The 15,219-nt window shown below is 58.0% G+C and carries 28 protein-coding genes and 1 pseudogene; 9 read left to right on the forward strand and 20 right to left on the reverse strand.

Annotated elements, in window-relative coordinates; genetic code table 11:
• Positions 1–388 precede the first annotated feature (388 nt).
• The 4 genes and pseudogenes from AC3IYG_RS24115 to AC3IYG_RS24130 form a co-directional block, all read right to left on the reverse strand.
• A pseudogene (locus AC3IYG_RS24115) lies at positions 389–1,508 on the reverse strand (phosphoadenosine phosphosulfate reductase domain-containing protein).
• A gap of 547 nt (positions 1,509–2,055) precedes the next feature.
• On the reverse strand, positions 2,056–2,190 hold the full coding sequence (locus AC3IYG_RS24120; protein WP_489314275.1) for a hypothetical protein: 135 nt from the start codon (positions 2,188–2,190) through the stop codon (positions 2,056–2,058).
• Between the two features lie 143 nt (positions 2,191–2,333).
• The gene (locus AC3IYG_RS24125; protein ID WP_489314274.1) at positions 2,334–2,756 is read right to left on the reverse strand and encodes a hypothetical protein; all 423 of its coding nucleotides are present in this window, start codon (positions 2,754–2,756) and stop codon (positions 2,334–2,336) included.
• Between the two features lies 1 nt (position 2,757).
• On the reverse strand, positions 2,758–3,168 hold the full coding sequence (locus tag AC3IYG_RS24130) for a hypothetical protein (RefSeq protein ID WP_489314273.1): 411 nt from the start codon (positions 3,166–3,168) through the stop codon (positions 2,758–2,760).
• 188 nt (positions 3,169–3,356) lie between these two features.
• Here AC3IYG_RS24130 and AC3IYG_RS24135 point away from each other — a divergent pair, with 188 nt between their 5' ends.
• Together AC3IYG_RS24135 and AC3IYG_RS24140 are read left to right on the forward strand one after the other, a co-directional pair.
• Positions 3,357–3,818 carry a hypothetical protein gene (locus AC3IYG_RS24135; protein WP_489314272.1) on the forward strand — a complete coding sequence of 154 codons (462 nt, stop codon included), beginning with the start codon at positions 3,357–3,359 and terminating at the stop codon, positions 3,816–3,818.
• Positions 3,815–4,378, forward strand: coding sequence for a hypothetical protein (locus tag AC3IYG_RS24140; protein WP_489314271.1), 564 nt, complete (start codon positions 3,815–3,817; stop codon positions 4,376–4,378). The genes AC3IYG_RS24135 and AC3IYG_RS24140 overlap by 4 nt, the downstream gene beginning before the upstream one ends.
• A 47-nt stretch (positions 4,379–4,425) precedes the next feature.
• Here AC3IYG_RS24140 and AC3IYG_RS24145 read toward each other — a convergent pair whose 3' ends face one another.
• The 12 genes from AC3IYG_RS24145 to AC3IYG_RS24200 form a co-directional block, all read right to left on the reverse strand.
• Entirely contained in the window at positions 4,426–4,863 is a 438-nt protein-coding gene (locus AC3IYG_RS24145) for a hypothetical protein (protein ID WP_489314270.1), read from the reverse strand.
• Positions 4,864–4,915: 52 nt separating this feature from the next.
• Entirely contained in the window at positions 4,916–5,581 is a 666-nt protein-coding gene (locus tag AC3IYG_RS24150) for a YiaD family glycine zipper/OmpA-like lipoprotein (protein WP_489314269.1), read from the reverse strand.
• Between the two features lie 152 nt (positions 5,582–5,733).
• Positions 5,734–6,057 (reverse strand): hypothetical protein, encoded by a 324-nt coding sequence (locus tag AC3IYG_RS24155; RefSeq protein WP_489314268.1) that lies wholly within the window; start codon positions 6,055–6,057, stop codon positions 5,734–5,736.
• 31 nt (positions 6,058–6,088) lie between these two features.
• Complete coding sequence (locus AC3IYG_RS24160) at positions 6,089–6,427, reverse strand: hypothetical protein (RefSeq protein ID WP_489314267.1); 339 nt, start codon at positions 6,425–6,427, stop codon at positions 6,089–6,091.
• A 24-nt stretch (positions 6,428–6,451) separates the two neighbouring features.
• Positions 6,452–7,267: a hypothetical protein gene (locus AC3IYG_RS24165; protein ID WP_489314266.1), complete on the reverse strand. Its 816-nt coding sequence runs from the start codon at positions 7,265–7,267 to the stop codon at positions 6,452–6,454.
• Between the two features lie 392 nt (positions 7,268–7,659).
• The gene (locus tag AC3IYG_RS24170) at positions 7,660–7,905 is read right to left on the reverse strand and encodes a hypothetical protein (RefSeq protein ID WP_489314265.1); all 246 of its coding nucleotides are present in this window, start codon (positions 7,903–7,905) and stop codon (positions 7,660–7,662) included.
• Positions 7,906–7,922: 17 nt separating this feature from the next.
• The gene (locus AC3IYG_RS24175; RefSeq protein ID WP_489314264.1) at positions 7,923–8,120 is read right to left on the reverse strand and encodes a hypothetical protein; all 198 of its coding nucleotides are present in this window, start codon (positions 8,118–8,120) and stop codon (positions 7,923–7,925) included.
• Positions 8,121–8,215: 95 nt separating this feature from the next.
• Entirely contained in the window at positions 8,216–8,374 is a 159-nt protein-coding gene (locus AC3IYG_RS24180) for a hypothetical protein (RefSeq protein WP_489314263.1), read from the reverse strand.
• A 35-nt stretch (positions 8,375–8,409) separates the two neighbouring features.
• Complete coding sequence (locus tag AC3IYG_RS24185) at positions 8,410–8,865, reverse strand: hypothetical protein (protein ID WP_489314262.1); 456 nt, start codon at positions 8,863–8,865, stop codon at positions 8,410–8,412.
• A 13-nt stretch (positions 8,866–8,878) separates the two neighbouring features.
• Entirely contained in the window at positions 8,879–9,085 is a 207-nt protein-coding gene (locus AC3IYG_RS24190; RefSeq protein ID WP_489314261.1) for a hypothetical protein, read from the reverse strand.
• The gene (locus AC3IYG_RS24195) at positions 9,060–9,311 is read right to left on the reverse strand and encodes a hypothetical protein (RefSeq protein ID WP_489314260.1); all 252 of its coding nucleotides are present in this window, start codon (positions 9,309–9,311) and stop codon (positions 9,060–9,062) included. The genes AC3IYG_RS24190 and AC3IYG_RS24195 overlap by 26 nt, the downstream gene beginning before the upstream one ends.
• 106 nt (positions 9,312–9,417) lie before the next feature.
• Positions 9,418–10,101: a GNAT family N-acetyltransferase gene (locus AC3IYG_RS24200; RefSeq protein ID WP_489314259.1), complete on the reverse strand. Its 684-nt coding sequence runs from the start codon at positions 10,099–10,101 to the stop codon at positions 9,418–9,420.
• Positions 10,102–10,770: 669 nt separating this feature from the next.
• Here AC3IYG_RS24200 and AC3IYG_RS24205 point away from each other — a divergent pair.
• The 7 genes from AC3IYG_RS24205 (at position 10,771) to AC3IYG_RS24235 (ending at position 13,592) form a co-directional block, all read left to right on the forward strand.
• Positions 10,771–11,334, forward strand: a complete 564-nt coding sequence (locus tag AC3IYG_RS24205; RefSeq protein WP_489314258.1) for a hypothetical protein — start codon at positions 10,771–10,773, stop codon at positions 11,332–11,334.
• Positions 11,331–11,540 carry a hypothetical protein gene (locus AC3IYG_RS24210; protein ID WP_489314257.1) on the forward strand — a complete coding sequence of 70 codons (210 nt, stop codon included), beginning with the start codon at positions 11,331–11,333 and terminating at the stop codon, positions 11,538–11,540. The genes AC3IYG_RS24205 and AC3IYG_RS24210 overlap by 4 nt, the downstream gene beginning before the upstream one ends.
• Before the next feature lie 5 nt (positions 11,541–11,545).
• The gene (locus AC3IYG_RS24215) at positions 11,546–12,175 is read left to right on the forward strand and encodes a hypothetical protein (RefSeq protein ID WP_489314256.1); all 630 of its coding nucleotides are present in this window, start codon (positions 11,546–11,548) and stop codon (positions 12,173–12,175) included.
• A 357-nt stretch (positions 12,176–12,532) separates the two neighbouring features.
• A complete protein-coding gene (locus tag AC3IYG_RS24220) occupies positions 12,533–12,847 on the forward strand; it encodes a hypothetical protein (protein WP_489314255.1) in 315 nt (104 codons plus the stop codon).
• A gap of 8 nt (positions 12,848–12,855) precedes the next feature.
• Positions 12,856–13,122 carry a hypothetical protein gene (locus tag AC3IYG_RS24225; protein ID WP_489314254.1) on the forward strand — a complete coding sequence of 89 codons (267 nt, stop codon included), beginning with the start codon at positions 12,856–12,858 and terminating at the stop codon, positions 13,120–13,122.
• Between the two features lie 3 nt (positions 13,123–13,125).
• Positions 13,126–13,332 carry a hypothetical protein gene (locus AC3IYG_RS24230; protein WP_489314253.1) on the forward strand — a complete coding sequence of 69 codons (207 nt, stop codon included), beginning with the start codon at positions 13,126–13,128 and terminating at the stop codon, positions 13,330–13,332.
• Entirely contained in the window at positions 13,329–13,592 is a 264-nt protein-coding gene (locus tag AC3IYG_RS24235; protein WP_489314252.1) for a hypothetical protein, read from the forward strand. Before AC3IYG_RS24230 ends, AC3IYG_RS24235 begins: the two co-directional genes overlap by 4 nt.
• 23 nt (positions 13,593–13,615) lie before the next feature.
• Here AC3IYG_RS24235 and AC3IYG_RS24240 read toward each other — a convergent pair whose 3' ends face one another.
• The 4 genes from AC3IYG_RS24240 to AC3IYG_RS24255 form a co-directional block, all read right to left on the reverse strand.
• Positions 13,616–13,759: a hypothetical protein gene (locus tag AC3IYG_RS24240; RefSeq protein ID WP_162962046.1), complete on the reverse strand. Its 144-nt coding sequence runs from the start codon at positions 13,757–13,759 to the stop codon at positions 13,616–13,618.
• A gap of 245 nt (positions 13,760–14,004) precedes the next feature.
• The gene (locus tag AC3IYG_RS24245) at positions 14,005–14,307 is read right to left on the reverse strand and encodes a hypothetical protein (protein WP_489314251.1); all 303 of its coding nucleotides are present in this window, start codon (positions 14,305–14,307) and stop codon (positions 14,005–14,007) included.
• On the reverse strand, positions 14,304–14,738 hold the full coding sequence (locus AC3IYG_RS24250; RefSeq protein WP_489314250.1) for a hypothetical protein: 435 nt from the start codon (positions 14,736–14,738) through the stop codon (positions 14,304–14,306). Before AC3IYG_RS24250 ends, AC3IYG_RS24245 begins: the two co-directional genes overlap by 4 nt.
• Before the next feature lie 154 nt (positions 14,739–14,892).
• The gene (locus AC3IYG_RS24255; RefSeq protein ID WP_369317213.1) at positions 14,893–15,210 is read right to left on the reverse strand and encodes a hypothetical protein; all 318 of its coding nucleotides are present in this window, start codon (positions 15,208–15,210) and stop codon (positions 14,893–14,895) included.
• Positions 15,211–15,219: the final 9 nt, after the last annotated feature.

The raw sequence follows: 15,219 nt of genomic DNA on the forward strand, positions 1-15,219 counted from the left end.
TCGTTCTCACCTCGGGAGAGGGATGGGCGACGACAATCCCCACGCCCTAAGTTGCGACCTGAGAACCAGGGTTCGAGAGGGCTGGATGGTCAGCTACTCTCAGCGACCAGCTCAGATTCACTGGTGGGTTCCGATCCTGGTAGATCAGCGTTCCGCTGAAAATGCCCTGCTTGATCAACTCGCCCAATGCCCCCTGGAGTCGATTGAAACAGTCGTTCCTTAGTTCAGCCAAGGTGAACTCATCCAGGGGGTTGCCGAGAGGCGCGGCGCTACAGGTGAGAGTCAGGATTCGGGTGTGGTCAATGGTCATCACGGAACTCTAAAGCATATTGGTTCACCTGATTTTCCGCGCATGCGCGGAAATCAGGCCGGCTGGATAGTAGGTAGATCAGACGGACCCGCAGCCCTCTTTTCCAAATGCACCAGCAGGGAGCTGCCATTCCTGGCCTTCCGGCGTGAAGATTGGCAGGGTGTATTCGCATTTATCAGCCTGAGCAAGCGCTTCGAGGTCTGTGATGCGAAAGGCCTCAGCTGTCGAAGACAGGTCGAGCACATTGATCCGCTGACGGCTGATGGTGCTCTTGAACTCGTCCTCATATCGGGCGATTGGACGAACCCGATCTGGGAAGTAGCGTTGAAGGGTTGCCCATATAGCGGCGCTGTTGAAAATACATGTCATGCAGGAGCTGCGGCTCCAGCCCAGGCGATAAGGGACAGGCGCTTCAACTCGATGGCGTTCGAGGGCGTCCCAAACCATTTCCTCAGACCAGTGGAGGACAGGACGCCACGCGTCAACATGGCGACCCAGGCGTCCGCTTCGGCGGTCTACAGCGTGCGGCTCTAGCTGGTTGTACCGGGCTCGGTTGGAGCTTTCAGCGCGGCGTTCGCCAGTAACAAACAGGGTCTTCTTCCCTAGGAAGCGATCCTGGTTGGTAAGGGCGCGGCGACCAACGTCAATCTTCGCTGCTGAGCTGCACCAGCGGGTAGCTAGACTCGCGCTCTGTTGGGGAAACTGGCGGCGCGTCCCAGGCTGGGAACGATTCGTGTCACGCTCAAGCTCAACAAGACCATCAGGCGTCTGTATCACATGAGGCTGAGAGTGGGAGTTCTGCTTGAGCATTTCTCCCTCAATGCCCCCTTTTAGCCAGGAGAAGTAGGCCGGCAGGTTGAATGCTTCCCCGAGTTTTTCAATGAAGCTGTCGTTGAACGCCCAATCCATGAGAGTGCTGCCCTCGCGACCGTCCACGGCCGTGATGCCAGATTTCAACCCGGCTCATGTCGGCCCCTTGCTCAATCAAAGCCAGCAGGCACGCTATCGAGTCCTTCCCTGACATTGCCACTACGATACGGTCGTAGTCGCCGAGGTCGATATTGGGCGCATCAAAGTAGGTGCCAACGGCCTTAGCAACAGGCTCTTGCTCAAAGCCCATCAGGCAAAGCTGTTGGCCAATAGCGGGGATGATTACGCTGTCGTCGTAGCGATCCAGGTAGTTGGCTTTTGCGTTCATGGGCTGACCTGCTCAGGTTTCGTTTTGATGCGCCCATTGTCTGGGTAGGTATCCCGTGTCACCGGATTCCCCCGCAAAATTGCCGGCGCGCATTCTGGGTTCCGGGAAATCCACCAGCCTCAGTCGCGACCTGCGACTGAGGTTGCTAGGATTCGAGCCAAGCGAATCCATGACCCAATGACAGACGTATGAATCGAGCAAAATCCGCAGCCACCAAACAAGCAAAAGGGTACGAGCTACAGCTCTCCGAGTGCCGTAATGCTGTCTGGATTCATTGCCTAAACGATGGGAGTACAGTCGGGCGCTTTGGCCGAATGGGCGTTGACCTGCACAACTCAGTGCTCGATCAGCGTCGAGGCATTCCAGAGTGCAGGCTTTGCACGCACGGGCCAGTAAGTGAGGCTGATTGGCAGTTGTTCAGGGATAAAGCATTGGAGTGGTGGGGGGTTGTTGTTCCGGCTGGAGCTTTTGATCATCGCTGGCTAGCGAAGTAGAGCCTAGCGCTGATGCCGCCAGCCCCGAAGGGCCGGCGTGTTTGGTTGCTAAGTTACGGGTTCTCGCCGCGATTTCGCTGGAATGCCGCAGCAGTGGCAGCAGAGCCGACAGCCAAGCCGGCGACGAATGCGATGCCGACTGCCAGGATGATTTCTGGCAGCTCGAAGAAGGGGAATGAAAGGGTCATTTGAGCCTCGATGCTTTGTTAGTGGGATATGCCTGACTTGCTGAGGCTAATGATCCAGCGAAAGGCGCTGTGTCATATGGGTGGCTCTGAAAATGCTCACCACCCACAATGAGAACCGATGACTGCGCAGCTAGATTTGCACCCTACGTTGGGAGGCGGCAGGCCTGCGACTCTACTGAGTGCAGTTGCTGATCGGCAGCGGCGAAGGCTCGCGAAACCTCTGCCGCAAGCCATGCCGCAATCCGTTCCTGCTCATCATCGGTTGCCCTTTGCATGAAAGCTCGAACCTCATCGGCACCCCGCATCAATGCCTGGGTCTTGGTCGAGGCAAAGCGGTTCCATTTGGGCAGTGCTCGGCTGCCTTGTGCGGCGCTATTTCGGGAGTTCAGGCAGGTAGCCCACATCCATTGTCCTGCATGAAAGACAAGCTCGATTGAAGCCAGGGCCAGCTCGGTTGCCTCCCCATGAGCCCACTTGTGCGGGCGCATAAGTACCAGCGTTTCATCGCCCTGGTTGAATGCAGGGCACGCCGGGAACATGTCGAATTGAATGTCAGTGATGGCCATGTCAATCACGTACCTCCATGCGGCATGGGCGCACGATTGTGTCTAAGAGGCGCCCCTCGCGCCCGAGGGCCAGCGCTTCTTCGTGGTGCTCAATCAGCTCGCGGCTGGTCCAGGAAACAGCGCCAACAATCACAATGTCAGCGATTGCAGCAACGCAGCCACAGACGCCGCTGCCCGCCACATAGGTGGCCTCATGCGGCAAGCAAAAGCGAAGCTTGATGCGCCTGTGTCCTTGAGGAATCTTTGCGTCTTCCTCGGCATTAAGCTCGGCGATTAGCTGAGCCAAAAATGGGGTAGCTGGAGGTGTGGCTTCAACTTCGCAAAGGAAGGCGTCCAGGCGATAGGTCCCGGAGCCATACTCGAAGACAGCTCCAGCTTTAAGTTCTAGCGATTCTGGGTTGTTGTCCGGCATGCCTGCGACTCCTGTTGTGGAGCCGCCATCATCCGGGCGGATTAGCTGTGTCACCGTCTTGGCCTCGCATATTGCGAAAACCCATGCCCCGAATCGGTGCCAGCATGTAAGTCACCTCAATTCAAAGGTCTGGGATCGACTGCGGCGATATGATGGCGCGAAAGGCTACTAGCTCTCGGAACAATCTGATGGACTGCGAAATCTTCACTGAGCGTTTGCGCGCACTTGCCGGGCTGCAACAGGGGTTCCGGCAAAGCCCGATCCTGGACAGTTTCCAGATAATGGGGCGCCTAGGCTTTGTCCTAGCCGCACGCCGGGTACAGGCCTCAGCGTTGGCTGTGACGATGGTGATCGTCGGCGTGTACGGCATGGGGATGCTCGGAGAGCTGTCCCAGCTGAGTATGCTCGGGATCGCGCTTGGCTATGCCATGGTGATGCTTACTGTGATTCGCCGATTCCCATACTGGTCGCCCAGGAAGCCCTTAGCCGAAGGCTTGCTGGCCTTGATTGAATGCAGGCTCAATGACCCTGACAGCTTCTTGTCGAATATCCGCTGTGATCTTGCATCCGTGAACAACGCCATGCTGAGCGAGCTGTGCTTGCAACTGGCTTTGGACAGGCACCGTGCGCAAGCAGGAGAACGCCGATGACTCTGCGGAGGGGGGCATTCACTGTCGAAGCGCTTAAACACCAGTACGCTAGCTGGTGTGCCGCGAGCGCATATGGCCGGGGGCTAGGCGGGGGAGGCAACGAACTTGCCTTTGCACTGATCAACGCCAGTGGGCTGGAAGCGGTGACAGGCCCAAGTGACATTGGCGAGGATGTTGATGCGTGGCAGCTCGATTTCATGCGCCGAATCATGGCTGCGGTTTCGAGCAGGAATGTGCCGCAGTTTTCGTTCGGACATGCCCAGAAACTGGTCAACATTTACCTGAAAACCACGCTGGTCTGCGGTGGCCACCACGACCACCCGCAGGTTCAGCTGTTGCATCCACCCCTTGATTCCGAGCTGTTCAAAGGGCTTCGATCATACCTCTGGGCCAATAGAACGGCACTTGGCCCGGCGCGGGAGGCATTCCGTTCAGCCCAGGCAACCAACCCCAGGTGGACGGGCTTCACAGAAGCGGACTATCTGGCCCACATAGTCGCGATAAAGCTAATCATGGGCGGGCGCCCGCTTTTCATGGTCGAAGAACACTGGGTGCTCTGACATATCAGCCTACCCACGCAGGCTGATGGTGTACCGTCCAGGTGGTGTCAGGTGTCGCTGCTGAGCTGAGCGCTCAGCACGTAGCCACCGACAACAATCACGGCTCCGACCGCAATCATGAACCAGTTCGCTGTGAACCACGGCAGGTCTGCATGCTGCGCATAGCCCACCGCGCTCCCGCCAAACTGGTCGAGTGCTGTTTGCTCAGCCTTCATCGTGATCAGCTGATGAATACCTGCCCAGAACAGGGCAGCAATCACCGGCCATGTGTTCGAAACTCGCAAAGGCAGTGGCGCACCAGATGCTTGGATCACCATCACCATTACCAGGGTTACAGGTGCTGAAAGCAGAAGCCGCGCTTCACTGAGAACGTCCCAGAACGAAAGCCCCATCTGACTGGCAACCCATTTAATACAGACGATTCCGGCCACGGCTGCACCAGCCACCACAAGCAGCAGAACACTCAAAAAGTCACTTGGCTTCATTGCAGATTCCTTAGTTATGCGTGAAGACTGGAGGGATTGCTGAGCCCCAAAGCTATGCGCCGGGGGCTACTTCGCTTAACGCAATCTCTACCCGGCGATTTTGAGAACGCCCTTGCGGATTAGCATTACTGAATTTTGGCTCGTTCGCACCAGCTCCGCGAACAAACAAGCGGTCATAAGGAACACCGGCTGCTGTGAGGTATGCGGCTACAGAGCGGGCTCGATCATAGCTGAGGCGGTTGTTCATGTCGGGCAAGCCAGTGTCGTCGGTATGGCCAGTGATGCCGACCTTGTACTGCTGGGCCTTCAATGATTCAGCAAGCTTGCTCAGCGCCGGATAAGCATCAGGGGCAATGTCGGATGATCCAACGCGGAAGAACACGTCTGCGGGGACGGTCACAACCAGTGATTGCTGGCCACTGCTGACAGAGGCTTGCTGCACCTGGAGGTCGGTATAAGCCAGTTCCGCCTGCATGGCACGGTAGCGCTTTTCCCAGAGGTAGCCAGCACCGCCCCCGGCTGCGGCGCCGAGCGCAGCACCTTTGATGGCCATGGAGCTGTCACCGAGCGCGGCGCCGACCAGTGCCCCGCCTACGGCGCCGACAGTAAGACCGACACCTGTGCGGGTAATCTCGAAGTTGCCGGTAGCGGGATTGGTTGCGCAGCCAGTTACGGACAGGCAGATCACGAGAATGCCAGCGAGTTTGAGAATGTTCATTTACTGCAAATCTCCGTTGAGTTGGTTCGTGCCTATGATCACGGGGGTAAGCCTGTGTCATCGGGCGAGAACAAACTTCGTCACTCCAGAACCTGGGAGCTGAGATTGGCGCCGACCCCTGGCAACCGAAGATGCCGGCGAGGTGGTTGAAATTATGGAGCGATAGGCAGCAGGGAAGATTGCTGCGGCTGTGTGATTTCAGTGAGTCCAGCCATTTTCCAGGACTCGCTCAGCGAAACACTACCGGGCGTGAGTGGCAGCGAGCGATACGCCTTACCGGAGACGTACCAACGTAGGTGTGCGCTGGCACGGCGACCATTCAGTTGGTGTCGCACAACCCGGACTGTGCGCTTGCCGGGCGGAGTGAAGTCTGCATCCGATTGAATGACGATTTCGCGGCCTAGAGCCACCTTGGCAGCTGCTATAGCTCGGGTCGTCATGTCCACTTCTAATGCGGTCAGGGTGCGGGCAGTCATGGCTTAGTCCTCGATAGGTAATTGCCATAGGCTACTCATGGTAGTGCTGTGTCATCGCGATGGCCGAGGTCAGCGCTCGGCGGCGTGCAGCTGCCTCGAATGAAGCAACGTTGCCACGGGGCTCAGCCGCTATCAGCTGCTGGTGCGAATGGATCAGCGTCCGGCGAATCAGTTGAGAGTCCTCGATCATCTTACCGATGAACCCCACTGGCCGGGTGTGCCGGCCAGTGAAGCTTCCGGCCAGCACATTACGGCGGTGCTGGCGAAGGTAAGGGATGCACTGATTCTTGATCCGGTGACGCACGCCTGGATCGGCGTAGTCACCGGAGACGCACAGGTAGACCATGCGCAGTAAGTGGCTGGGGAGCATGCTCTAATCCTCTCGTTTTGGTTGTTAGTGCTTCACAGCTTCGGTTGGGACTTGGGCAGCAGCACGAAGTGCCTGACCGCCGCGCAGCCGGGGGGCAGAAGCTCGGCCAAAGACCTCGGGGTGAGAAGCCTCCAGGTCATCGAGAAGTTCGTCATCCAGCACCAGCTCATCGTCTTCAAAGCTTGACGGCGCCAGCTCCTGTTTGCGGATTTGAGGGGAGGCTAGGGCGATACCCAGCTGCTGAGCAACTTTGCCGGTCAGTTCGCCGCAGGCCTCGCCCAGTGCGCTGCGAATGTCGGCAGGGTGGGTGTAGAAAGTCGCGAGTGCCGGGTAGTCCTCGTCGAACAGCATGGCGTCGATCAGGATCGGCGACTCATGTTCATGATGCCGGGCGATGGCATAGACCTTGATCCCGCCCTCGACCTCCGCGTAGCGAACCATGCTGAGGGAAGTTTGCTGCATGTGAATGTGGCTGGAGCACTCCACGGTGCTCGCGCTGCCCTTCATCAGCCAGCTGTTGGCCCGAGCCACGCGAATCTGTGTCTTCACATCCATCGTGATCGAACGGAACAGGTCGCGCAGGGAATAGCCCAGCAAGCCAACGATGGTTGCGCCCGTGGTCAGCTTGAAATTCTGAGCGTGCGTGCCGAGGGCAGCGGCGTAGTTGGCGTCCAGCGCGACATAGCCGCTGTAGACCCCGATAGCGGTGATGGCGGTGGTGATGGCGCCCGAGAGAAGGCTGCGGGTCCAGGTATTGCCTGCTTGGAAGGGGGTGCGGTCGAAGCTGTAGACCGACAGCATCTTGGAGTTGTTGGTCACGCTTTTCAGGAAGTCTTTCATAGGGGCATTCCTCTGTTTAGGGAGTACCCATACTCATCGACTCAATCGTGTGTCATCGGTGGTTGTTCGGAATCGAGAGAAATCGCCGAATACCGCAATGGGATTCGAGAGTACCGACCTATCTGCTGCCGATCCGATCAAGCAGGCGGTGCTGAGCGGCGATGCTAAGGTAGCCATCGGCCTGAATAGCCAGGGCAGCATCGCTTGCAGTTGCTGGGTGGGACAGGAGCATGCTGGTAGTGAGTTCGTAGGCAGTCGGTTGCATCGCACGATAGCCGGCGCCGAAGAACAGCCAGTATCCGAACATCGCTGTCGCGATAAGGCCGCAGAGCAGTAAGCGAGCGTAAAACCCAACAAAGGTGCTGGTGGGGATCGTCGAAGTCCTCACCGTGTTAGACAGGGACAACGTTGAGCCCAAGGTCACGCGCCCGACTGGTTGCGGCGACGGCTGTGTCAGCGCAGTCGATCCAGAAATCGCTGCCCTTGGCCACAATTGCGAACGGCGGTACATCATCCCCGCACTCGCGCTGGCGGATGATCACCACATCCGTGGCCTTCTCCAGGTATGCAGCCATGTCGCTGCGGCACTCTGGGAATGCTGCATCCACAAGAGCCTGCTGAACTGTGGTGAGTGCCATATCGCTTCTCCTAGGCATCAGTCATCGAGGTCGGCGGGAGCGGGTTCCAGAGCGACATTCTTGATTGGCACCCACTCCAGGCCTGCACGATCCAGCAGCACCCTGTGGTGCATCCAGTCGAAGCCCCAGACCTTGTATGACCCTGCGTCCCCTTTCACCTTGGCGATGAACTGTGGTGCCGTGGGCATGTTGCCGTATTTGCTTGGTCGAGCCATTTCCGGCACTCACTCCGATTCAGGTGGGGTGTAGTTGGGGCTGAGTTTCCGGCCCTCGTCAGTAGCCACCCAGCACGGATGTTGAGATTCGCGCTCTACGAGGCCCATGCGGCTGAGCGCATCATGGTGTCTACGTTGCATACGCGCTCGCCGTTGATTTCAACAGCGGTGCCGTGCGAGACGCGTGCGCCCCAGCCCTGGCTGAGCCAGTGCATGACCTTCGCTTGAGCTGGGCTGAGTTTGGGCTTCTTCATCTTTCTACCTATGGCTTGATCTGTGTCAGGCAGCGTCAGATGCCGCCAGCTTGCTTCGCGAGGAAGTAGGCCTTGGTCCCACTCTCAAGCTTGTCGAGGCCGAGGCTGCCGTGCTCGCTTACAAGATTGCCAGCCAACACGATGCGGCACGTCGAGCCATCGTGCTCAGTGCAGGTGATGGCCGCTTCGTCGCCGCTGAAATAGCGATAGGCGCGACTCTCGTCTGCCTTTCGGGCTACCTGCGTGGTGATGGTGCAATCGCGCTGAATCAGTTCATCAACCATCTTGGCGTTGGCCTTGAGGATAGGACTGTCGTTGCCGCTCAGACCTCCGAAGTCTTTGATCTTTGCAGTTGTCAGCACGCCTGGAGACGCAACGATCACCGGGAGAGCGGCCATTTTCGGAATCATTGTTGGCCACTGATCAGGAGTCTGCGCCATCGATAACGGCGCCAGTAGAGCTGCGATAAAGAATGTGGTGGTACGTTTCATCGTTGGTTTCCTGTCATTTGATTCGGCCCGATTGAATGCCGGAGAAAAGGTCGTTTCTGTACTGGTCGCGCTCGATGACTTCTTCCTCACCCACGCGCCGCAGCTCCCACATCCCAAAATCACCGGCCCTTAGCATAGAGAACTTGGGAATGCCGCCGCATCTGACCTCTATGCTGCCATCAGCCTGCTCGTGATCACTCCACGGCAACATCAACGGCATTCGTCGCCTCCTTGGTTCGCTGCACCAACGCCGTTCCAATCAAAAAACCGCCGAGCATGCCGAAAATTGCGGCGGCGGTGGGGAAGGCCAGCATCAGGTGTTCGTGATTGCGCTGGGCGAAATCACTTCCGAAGCCGGCGGTTCCTTCGATCCAAGAGAATCCAGCGCATGCACCAGCAATCATGACACTCAGGATTCCAAGGCTCAGCCGTACTTCACTCATCATTCGTCGCTGTCTCCTGGGGTTATAACGGCTGCCAAAGGCAGGCCATCAGAGTGAAGGTAATGATCACGTCTCCGGCCCGGTGGCTTCCCATGTAGGGAATAAAATCTCAAATCCCAAGGCGGGATTCGGCGAATTCCTTGGCCTTGCGGGTGCGTTGATCCACATGCCTTGAGAACTGACGCTCCGCATCGCGCATCGCCTTCGCCCCCATCTTCTGGACTTGTGCGTGCATGACCATCTGCATTGCCGGCGTGGTGTAGAGCTGCGAGGTATCCAGCACCGCCATCACGCCCTCGGCTGTCTTCTCACGGGTACACATCCTCACCTGAGTGTCCCGGTGGCCAATGACCTGGAACCCAAGACGCTCATAGAGCGGCACCTTCTCAACGAAACAGGTCAATTCTGCATGTGGGTGCCGGGCCAGCAGCTCAGCCATCAATGCGCGAGCGACACCCTTTCTCCGCTTTTCTTGCCGGACAGCCATGTACGTGATGCCGCAGGCGTCCGGCATGTCTTTGAGGGGCAGGTACTTGAGGAACCCGATGACCAGATTGGGATCATCCTGCTCGGTGGCCACGTAGAGGCCAATAGGGCGCTCAGGCGACTCACCCATTGCATGAAGATAGGTGCCAATTTCGAATGCCAGGACGGCTTGATGAACGGGGTACAGCGGGTTACTTGGCGTCGTGCCGTGCAGGCTGATTTCCGTGAAATTTTCAGCCGCCAAACTGACGATCTGCATCCCGATATGCTCTTGCGGCGTCTTGCTGTAGTGAGTGATCTTGATCATGGCTTTCCCTAGGGACTGCATTACTTGGGCGTCTGAATAGTGGCAATCCTGACAGGCGGACTGTCCACGCGGTAGCCTAACTTGTGTACTTTTCCAACCCCAATGCTGGGGCGCGACGATTTTGATCGTCGCCCGATGACACAGGCCGGGTGGCCTCAAGATGCAGCCATCACTTACACAAACGAGGGATTACCAGTGAGCCGCATCAACCTGACCCGCGCAGCCTGCATCTCCCTTTCTTGTCTCTTGGCTGGCTGTGTGACCAGCCATAGTGCCGAGCAAAACGAGACGGCTTCCAATCCCGTCCGGGCGGCGGCTGTACCTGTCTTCGTAGTGCCGAACTGCCAATCGCTGGGCGGCGAACAGCGTTGCCAGTGGATCGAGCCTCGCGGCTTCGAGCGAGGTGCGCCTGCTCCGTCCAGCGTACCTACTGTTCAGGGCATTGCCCTCTGACCCCAAAGGAATGCCTTCGATGAATGCCAAGCCCTGGACTGTAGCCCGATTCCCTGACGGTAGTTGGTCAACTGGTGGCGCACCGGATGACCCCGACTATGCCAATTGCACCGTCTACCGTGTGCCGGCGAAAGACTCCGACGAGGCCCTGCGCTTGGGCAAGGCGGAGTACCGTAAGGCGGTGCGGAAAGCTGCAAAGGCAAGCGAGGTCAAAGCATGACCATCCAATCCATGCCACAAGCCGCCACCTTGACTTGGGAAGGCCTGCGCCATCTGCCGATCCCCCAAGAGGTTCGCCAGGGCAGCGTCTTCAATGAAATCGAACTGAGCCGAAAGGGTATCGACGAACTGCCGGCGCCGCTGAACTGCGCTACTTGCTGGATATACTGCCGCGAGGCGTGGCCGCACTCCGATCCCGACTTCGAGGGTGATATTTTCATCACGCTGGCGGTCCAGGCTGATCATCGATACGGCCAGCTCGTTCCGGGGAACAAGCACACGGAAATCCCGGTTTTCCCTGGTCTTTTGTTCACGACTGATCCGTTGTCCCTGCATTGGCTTGCGCCGAACAGTGATGACGGGGCCGGTTTCATTGGCCTCCAGTTCCAGGTGCCTTACCACTCTGCGGACGAGTTCTTCTCGACTCTGACCGCAGAGCTGTCCTCGCTCGGTCAAATTCGAGTTGAGCGACCGGCTCTGAATGATGCGCTCTTGGTCGCGACTGGCGAATATGTCGGTACGCCTCCAGGGCCGCTTGCTGCATTGGAAAGCTGCGCATGAACGTCGATCTGGTGAATGGGTATCGAGCTGCATTCGAAGCGGCGAACCCTGGTGTCGGTCTGCCTCAGATCACCTATCAGCGTGGCTGGTATCGCCTGAGTAACATCACCAAACCTGTCCGAGAGTCGAAGCTTGCTGAAATGCGCGACGTGTTGCTCAAGCGAGTCGAGTCGGCTCAACACCTCAATACCCAACAAAGGAACTGACTGATATGGCATTGATCACTGGACTGGCCATCGAAGAAGCGGCGGAAATGGAGCTTGCCGAGGGCGGGCGATTCGGAGATTCGCTCTTTGGTGGGCAAGTCATCGAGGCCGCACGCGAGCTGCTTGAGCAGCAAACCAGTGATCCCGCTGACCCACTACCGCTATTACAGTTCGACCGGCCTGACGATATGGGGCTAGGACGCCTGCGGCTGATCCTGGATGGCGATGCAGACGTTTCCATTGCCGTGATCACCAACGAAGGGGAAATGGCTGATGTTGAGTTCTGTACCCCTTTCTCTGGGGGTGGCCGCTCACCGAAAGTCCGTGAGGCCTTGCTGAATCTAGCTCGCGCCATTCGTGACGAGAACGCGACCAACCCGCTTGACCGTAGCCTTGCGGGAGGCCGTTCTGCTATCCGCATCGAAGGTGCTTTTGCGGTGGCCTGGAAAACGCCCGACCAAGACGCCTGGGGGCTCATGCCGGGGAGTCTGCTGCATGATTTCGACGCTGTTTGCTCTCAGGTGCAGGCATTGGCCCTGGCCGGCGATGCTGAAACCCAGTATTCGGCAGTGAAGATCGAGCGCAGCGGTGTGATCCCGGTAGGCGAAATTCATTGGGGCGTGAAAGAGCTGTGATTGTGCAGCATTGGGCCATGGGTAACTGAGCGACATTCAGTTGCGCCGCCTTCGGGGTTCTTTGCACTCTGGCTGACGAGTTCAACAGGAGTCTGCCCCATGTGCGAGCCAGTGAAGATCGTTGCACACATCACCTATATCGAATGTCCGCATTGCTCAGTTCCTCAGATGGGGTTCATCAACGATCCCCGTGGAGGCTCCTTCAAGTGCGAAGACTGCGGTCAGGATTACGAAGTGCCCGAGGATGCCGAAATTGACTTCGGGTGACAGGTGTCGGGTCTGAGCGGTTAAAAGGGCAAGCACGCCCGTTATTGTCATAAGCCTGAGAAATGCAGGCGCTCCATCAGAGGATCATCCGTGAAGAACACTTTCATCTGCGTGCTGCTGGCTATGTTCAGCGCCGCTGCACATGCCACCGACAACGGCGACAACGGGCCGGCTGATACCGCCGCAAACTTCATTGGCCAGCTCTATGGCGTGAAGCCGGAGCAAGTAGAGGTGACGATCATCAAGCGTGAGGGCTGGCTCGCCAGCGCAGTTACGAGCGCCAGCGGCCATCCTGCCTGTACCCTCGATATGGCCCAGGCTCCTGAGCACGTCCAAGCGAAGCATGGGTGGCTTATCGGCGGTATCGCCTGCGACAAGTCACCCAACCCCAAGCAGCAACAGTAGGTGCCCCTATGAGTACCAATTCCCAAGTTGTGACCTCGCTACACCTCTGGACTGACGGCAACCCCAAAGCAGGCATCGGCGGCGAATCTGCTGAGGTAACGGCCCCAGGCTGGCTGCTCAACTCGGCAGACACAGACCCGGATACCCACCGCGAGCTGCTGGCATCCTTCAAGGAAAAGATCGTCGATGCCTTCGGGGTGATCTGGGAGGAAAAACCTCATGCTGCTTACGACTTCGAGCTGGCGGCGCAGAACGCCTGCGGCGAGGCGGAGTAGCCCATGCCCGGTGTCATCTACGAGATAGCCGGGATACTGGCTTTCATGCTGGCGCTGGTGCTGTTCCAGGTGGCAGCAAGCAGGCAGCGCCTTTGTCCTGCTCGAACCCGCGTCCGTTATTTCCGCGCATGCGCGGAAAGCCAGCGAAGCCAACAGCCCTGCGCCAGCGCCGTAGGCGCGCGTTATAACCATCGCCGGAGCCTGCAATGACAACTGCGCTGGGCAAGCAAGGGTATGTCGCCCGGCAGGTGGCCGATCACATTCAGCCCCTGGTAATGCCGTTGCCAGAAGGCTGCTCAGACAGCTATGCCGCAGGGTGGGCAATCGCGGATATGTCGATAGTGCGGGGGGAGGGGGTGAAACTCGATGTGCCCCCCGACTGGATAGAAGACAAGGCGAGAGGCTTTCGTGAAAGGATCGCCGCTGAGGATTTCCGAGAAGCGCGGTCAGCAGAAGCGATTTCTGGATGATCCGCCAGTGCTGACGTGCCTATCTAGACGGCAAAGCTGGGGTCGATGATCCAAGTTTTGCCTTTGCTTGCAACTGCTACAGGTCGCTGGCGCAGAGCATAGATGGCATGCCCGGCAGTGATCTTGCCTGTCAGGTAGTGTCTGGCGACACTGATGAGGTATCGCATGCGCTCTCCTTGTCAGTCCAGGGCACCATTCATCAAGCCTGCCACGCGGTCGGCGCTCAGCACCACCAGCGTTTCTGAGCAGCGATTGCAGCCAAGTACGAATTGACACGCTACGTCGCTCAGTCTCAGCCGACCATTCTGTGCTTCACCCTGCGAAACGATATTCGTCGCCCAGGACTGATCCTGGCTGCCGCAATGCTTACAGGGCGTGTTCCCGTTCTGTTCGATGGCGGGTGCGTTCGTGCTCATAGCGCTGCTGTTCCCTTGTTGATCTGGTTGGAGGGCTGGGTGCAAATGGGTCTGATCGTTCTCGACCGCATGTAGGGGACAAATACCCTGACCAAGCCAAGCAAATTCGTCATCACAAAGCACAGGTTCAACGTCATGATCCCGTAGGCACCGATCAGAAGGCCGTACAGCGACAGAATCAAACTGCTGGCCAAGAACAACCACCAGCCCCACGGTGAGAGCCGCACGTTGCTGGCGATCAGTGCGGCACCTGCGATTCCGCAGATGGTTCCAGCCCACTCCAGCACTTCGAGCATCATTCGTCTTCTCCTTCGTCGGCTTCGTATTCACCAAGCTGGCGCTGAATGTCATCAATCTGCTCCGCCAACTCAACACCCCGGCCACCTGCCGCCGCAAACTCACCTTGAAGCTCGGCCAGCTTTATCCTCAGCGCCGATTCCTCGATCTGGGAAGTGGCCCAGTCCGGCATGGAGTCAGTCACCTCCAACTCGAAAGCGCCCGGATCATCGAACAGCTCCGGGTTGGCATTGACCATCGAATCCTCAACATCCAGCAGCTCAGTGCGCGTGGAATGCCCATAGCTATCGGTCACTGCGCGGTTGCGCTGCACTTGCAGCACCAGCACCTTCTGGGTGGCTGTGTCCAACACAACACGCGTCATGCGTTCGCTGCGCTCACCCTCAAAGATGTGGCTCCAATTGCCAGTGATGTACTGTGGTGCGTTGCTCATGTCGGCTCCAGGCAGAGGCTTACTTGATTAGGTGAAGCCATTGTCAGCCCCAGATGCGCGTGTCATAGGCATGGAAGTCGTGATTGATGAAATCGCCAAAGCCTGTCACTGGATTCGAGCGGGGCGGGTGGGGCCGCTGAGCTGCAATGAGGATTTACAGCCTCGTGGTGAGGGCAAGCCGGCCAAGTGGCAGAAAGACCCCGCCGAGGCAGGTGTAGAGCAGATATGCCGGTGATTGGACGAAGTGGAGGAAGTCCGAGAATGCAACGGCCTGTGGATTCGCATTGAACAGAAAGAGGGCGATGAGGGCTATTGCCGTCACCGAAGCTGCCTTGAGGAACGGAATTGCTACGCCAATTATCTGGGCCTGGACTGACGCTTCCAGTCGGTTGGCTGCTTGAGTGAATCCTTTCATGGTGAAGTTGAAGCGCCGCATGGCCATTGCCTTCATGGTTGTGATGATTGAAACCATGCTCACTGC

The organism is Pseudomonas sp. KH_027, from assembly GCF_057838565.1.

Bases quoted from the DNA above. Each gene is read 5' to 3' on its own strand.
- AC3IYG_RS24200 (WP_489314259.1), bottom strand. From the start codon at position 10,101: ATGATCAAGATCACTCACTACAGCAAGACGCCGCAAGAGCATATCGGG.
- AC3IYG_RS24175 (WP_489314264.1), bottom strand. From the start codon at position 8,120: ATGGCTCGACCAAGCAAATACGGCAACATGCCCACGGCACCACAGTTC.
- AC3IYG_RS24140 (WP_489314271.1), top strand. From the start codon at position 3,815: ATGACTCTGCGGAGGGGGGCATTCACTGTCGAAGCGCTTAAACACCAG.
- AC3IYG_RS24255 (WP_369317213.1), bottom strand. From the start codon at position 15,210: ATGGTTTCAATCATCACAACCATGAAGGCAATGGCCATGCGGCGCTTC.
- AC3IYG_RS24250 (WP_489314250.1), bottom strand. From the start codon at position 14,738: ATGAGCAACGCACCACAGTACATCACTGGCAATTGGAGCCACATCTTT.
- AC3IYG_RS24120 (WP_489314275.1), bottom strand. From the start codon at position 2,190: ATGACCCTTTCATTCCCCTTCTTCGAGCTGCCAGAAATCATCCTGGCA.
- AC3IYG_RS24195 (WP_489314260.1), bottom strand. From the start codon at position 9,311: ATGATGAGTGAAGTACGGCTGAGCCTTGGAATCCTGAGTGTCATGATT.
- AC3IYG_RS24210 (WP_489314257.1), top strand. From the start codon at position 11,331: ATGAACGTCGATCTGGTGAATGGGTATCGAGCTGCATTCGAAGCGGCG.
- AC3IYG_RS24130 (WP_489314273.1), bottom strand. From the start codon at position 3,168: ATGCCGGACAACAACCCAGAATCGCTAGAACTTAAAGCTGGAGCTGTC.
- AC3IYG_RS24205 (WP_489314258.1), top strand. From the start codon at position 10,771: ATGACCATCCAATCCATGCCACAAGCCGCCACCTTGACTTGGGAAGGC.
- AC3IYG_RS24150 (WP_489314269.1), bottom strand. From the start codon at position 5,581: ATGAACATTCTCAAACTCGCTGGCATTCTCGTGATCTGCCTGTCCGTA.
- AC3IYG_RS24180 (WP_489314263.1), bottom strand. From the start codon at position 8,374: ATGAAGAAGCCCAAACTCAGCCCAGCTCAAGCGAAGGTCATGCACTGG.
- AC3IYG_RS24245 (WP_489314251.1), bottom strand. From the start codon at position 14,307: ATGATGCTCGAAGTGCTGGAGTGGGCTGGAACCATCTGCGGAATCGCA.
- AC3IYG_RS24235 (WP_489314252.1), top strand. From the start codon at position 13,329: ATGACAACTGCGCTGGGCAAGCAAGGGTATGTCGCCCGGCAGGTGGCC.
- AC3IYG_RS24240 (WP_162962046.1), bottom strand. From the start codon at position 13,759: ATGCGATACCTCATCAGTGTCGCCAGACACTACCTGACAGGCAAGATC.
- AC3IYG_RS24170 (WP_489314265.1), bottom strand. From the start codon at position 7,905: ATGGCACTCACCACAGTTCAGCAGGCTCTTGTGGATGCAGCATTCCCA.
- AC3IYG_RS24230 (WP_489314253.1), top strand. From the start codon at position 13,126: ATGCCCGGTGTCATCTACGAGATAGCCGGGATACTGGCTTTCATGCTG.
- AC3IYG_RS24225 (WP_489314254.1), top strand. From the start codon at position 12,856: ATGAGTACCAATTCCCAAGTTGTGACCTCGCTACACCTCTGGACTGAC.
- AC3IYG_RS24145 (WP_489314270.1), bottom strand. From the start codon at position 4,863: ATGAAGCCAAGTGACTTTTTGAGTGTTCTGCTGCTTGTGGTGGCTGGT.
- AC3IYG_RS24155 (WP_489314268.1), bottom strand. From the start codon at position 6,057: ATGACTGCCCGCACCCTGACCGCATTAGAAGTGGACATGACGACCCGA.
- AC3IYG_RS24165 (WP_489314266.1), bottom strand. From the start codon at position 7,267: ATGAAAGACTTCCTGAAAAGCGTGACCAACAACTCCAAGATGCTGTCG.
- AC3IYG_RS24160 (WP_489314267.1), bottom strand. From the start codon at position 6,427: ATGCTCCCCAGCCACTTACTGCGCATGGTCTACCTGTGCGTCTCCGGT.
- AC3IYG_RS24135 (WP_489314272.1), top strand. From the start codon at position 3,357: ATGGACTGCGAAATCTTCACTGAGCGTTTGCGCGCACTTGCCGGGCTG.
- AC3IYG_RS24215 (WP_489314256.1), top strand. From the start codon at position 11,546: ATGGCATTGATCACTGGACTGGCCATCGAAGAAGCGGCGGAAATGGAG.
- AC3IYG_RS24190 (WP_489314261.1), bottom strand. From the start codon at position 9,085: ATGCCGTTGATGTTGCCGTGGAGTGATCACGAGCAGGCTGATGGCAGC.
- AC3IYG_RS24125 (WP_489314274.1), bottom strand. From the start codon at position 2,756: ATGGCCATCACTGACATTCAATTCGACATGTTCCCGGCGTGCCCTGCA.
- AC3IYG_RS24185 (WP_489314262.1), bottom strand. From the start codon at position 8,865: ATGAAACGTACCACCACATTCTTTATCGCAGCTCTACTGGCGCCGTTA.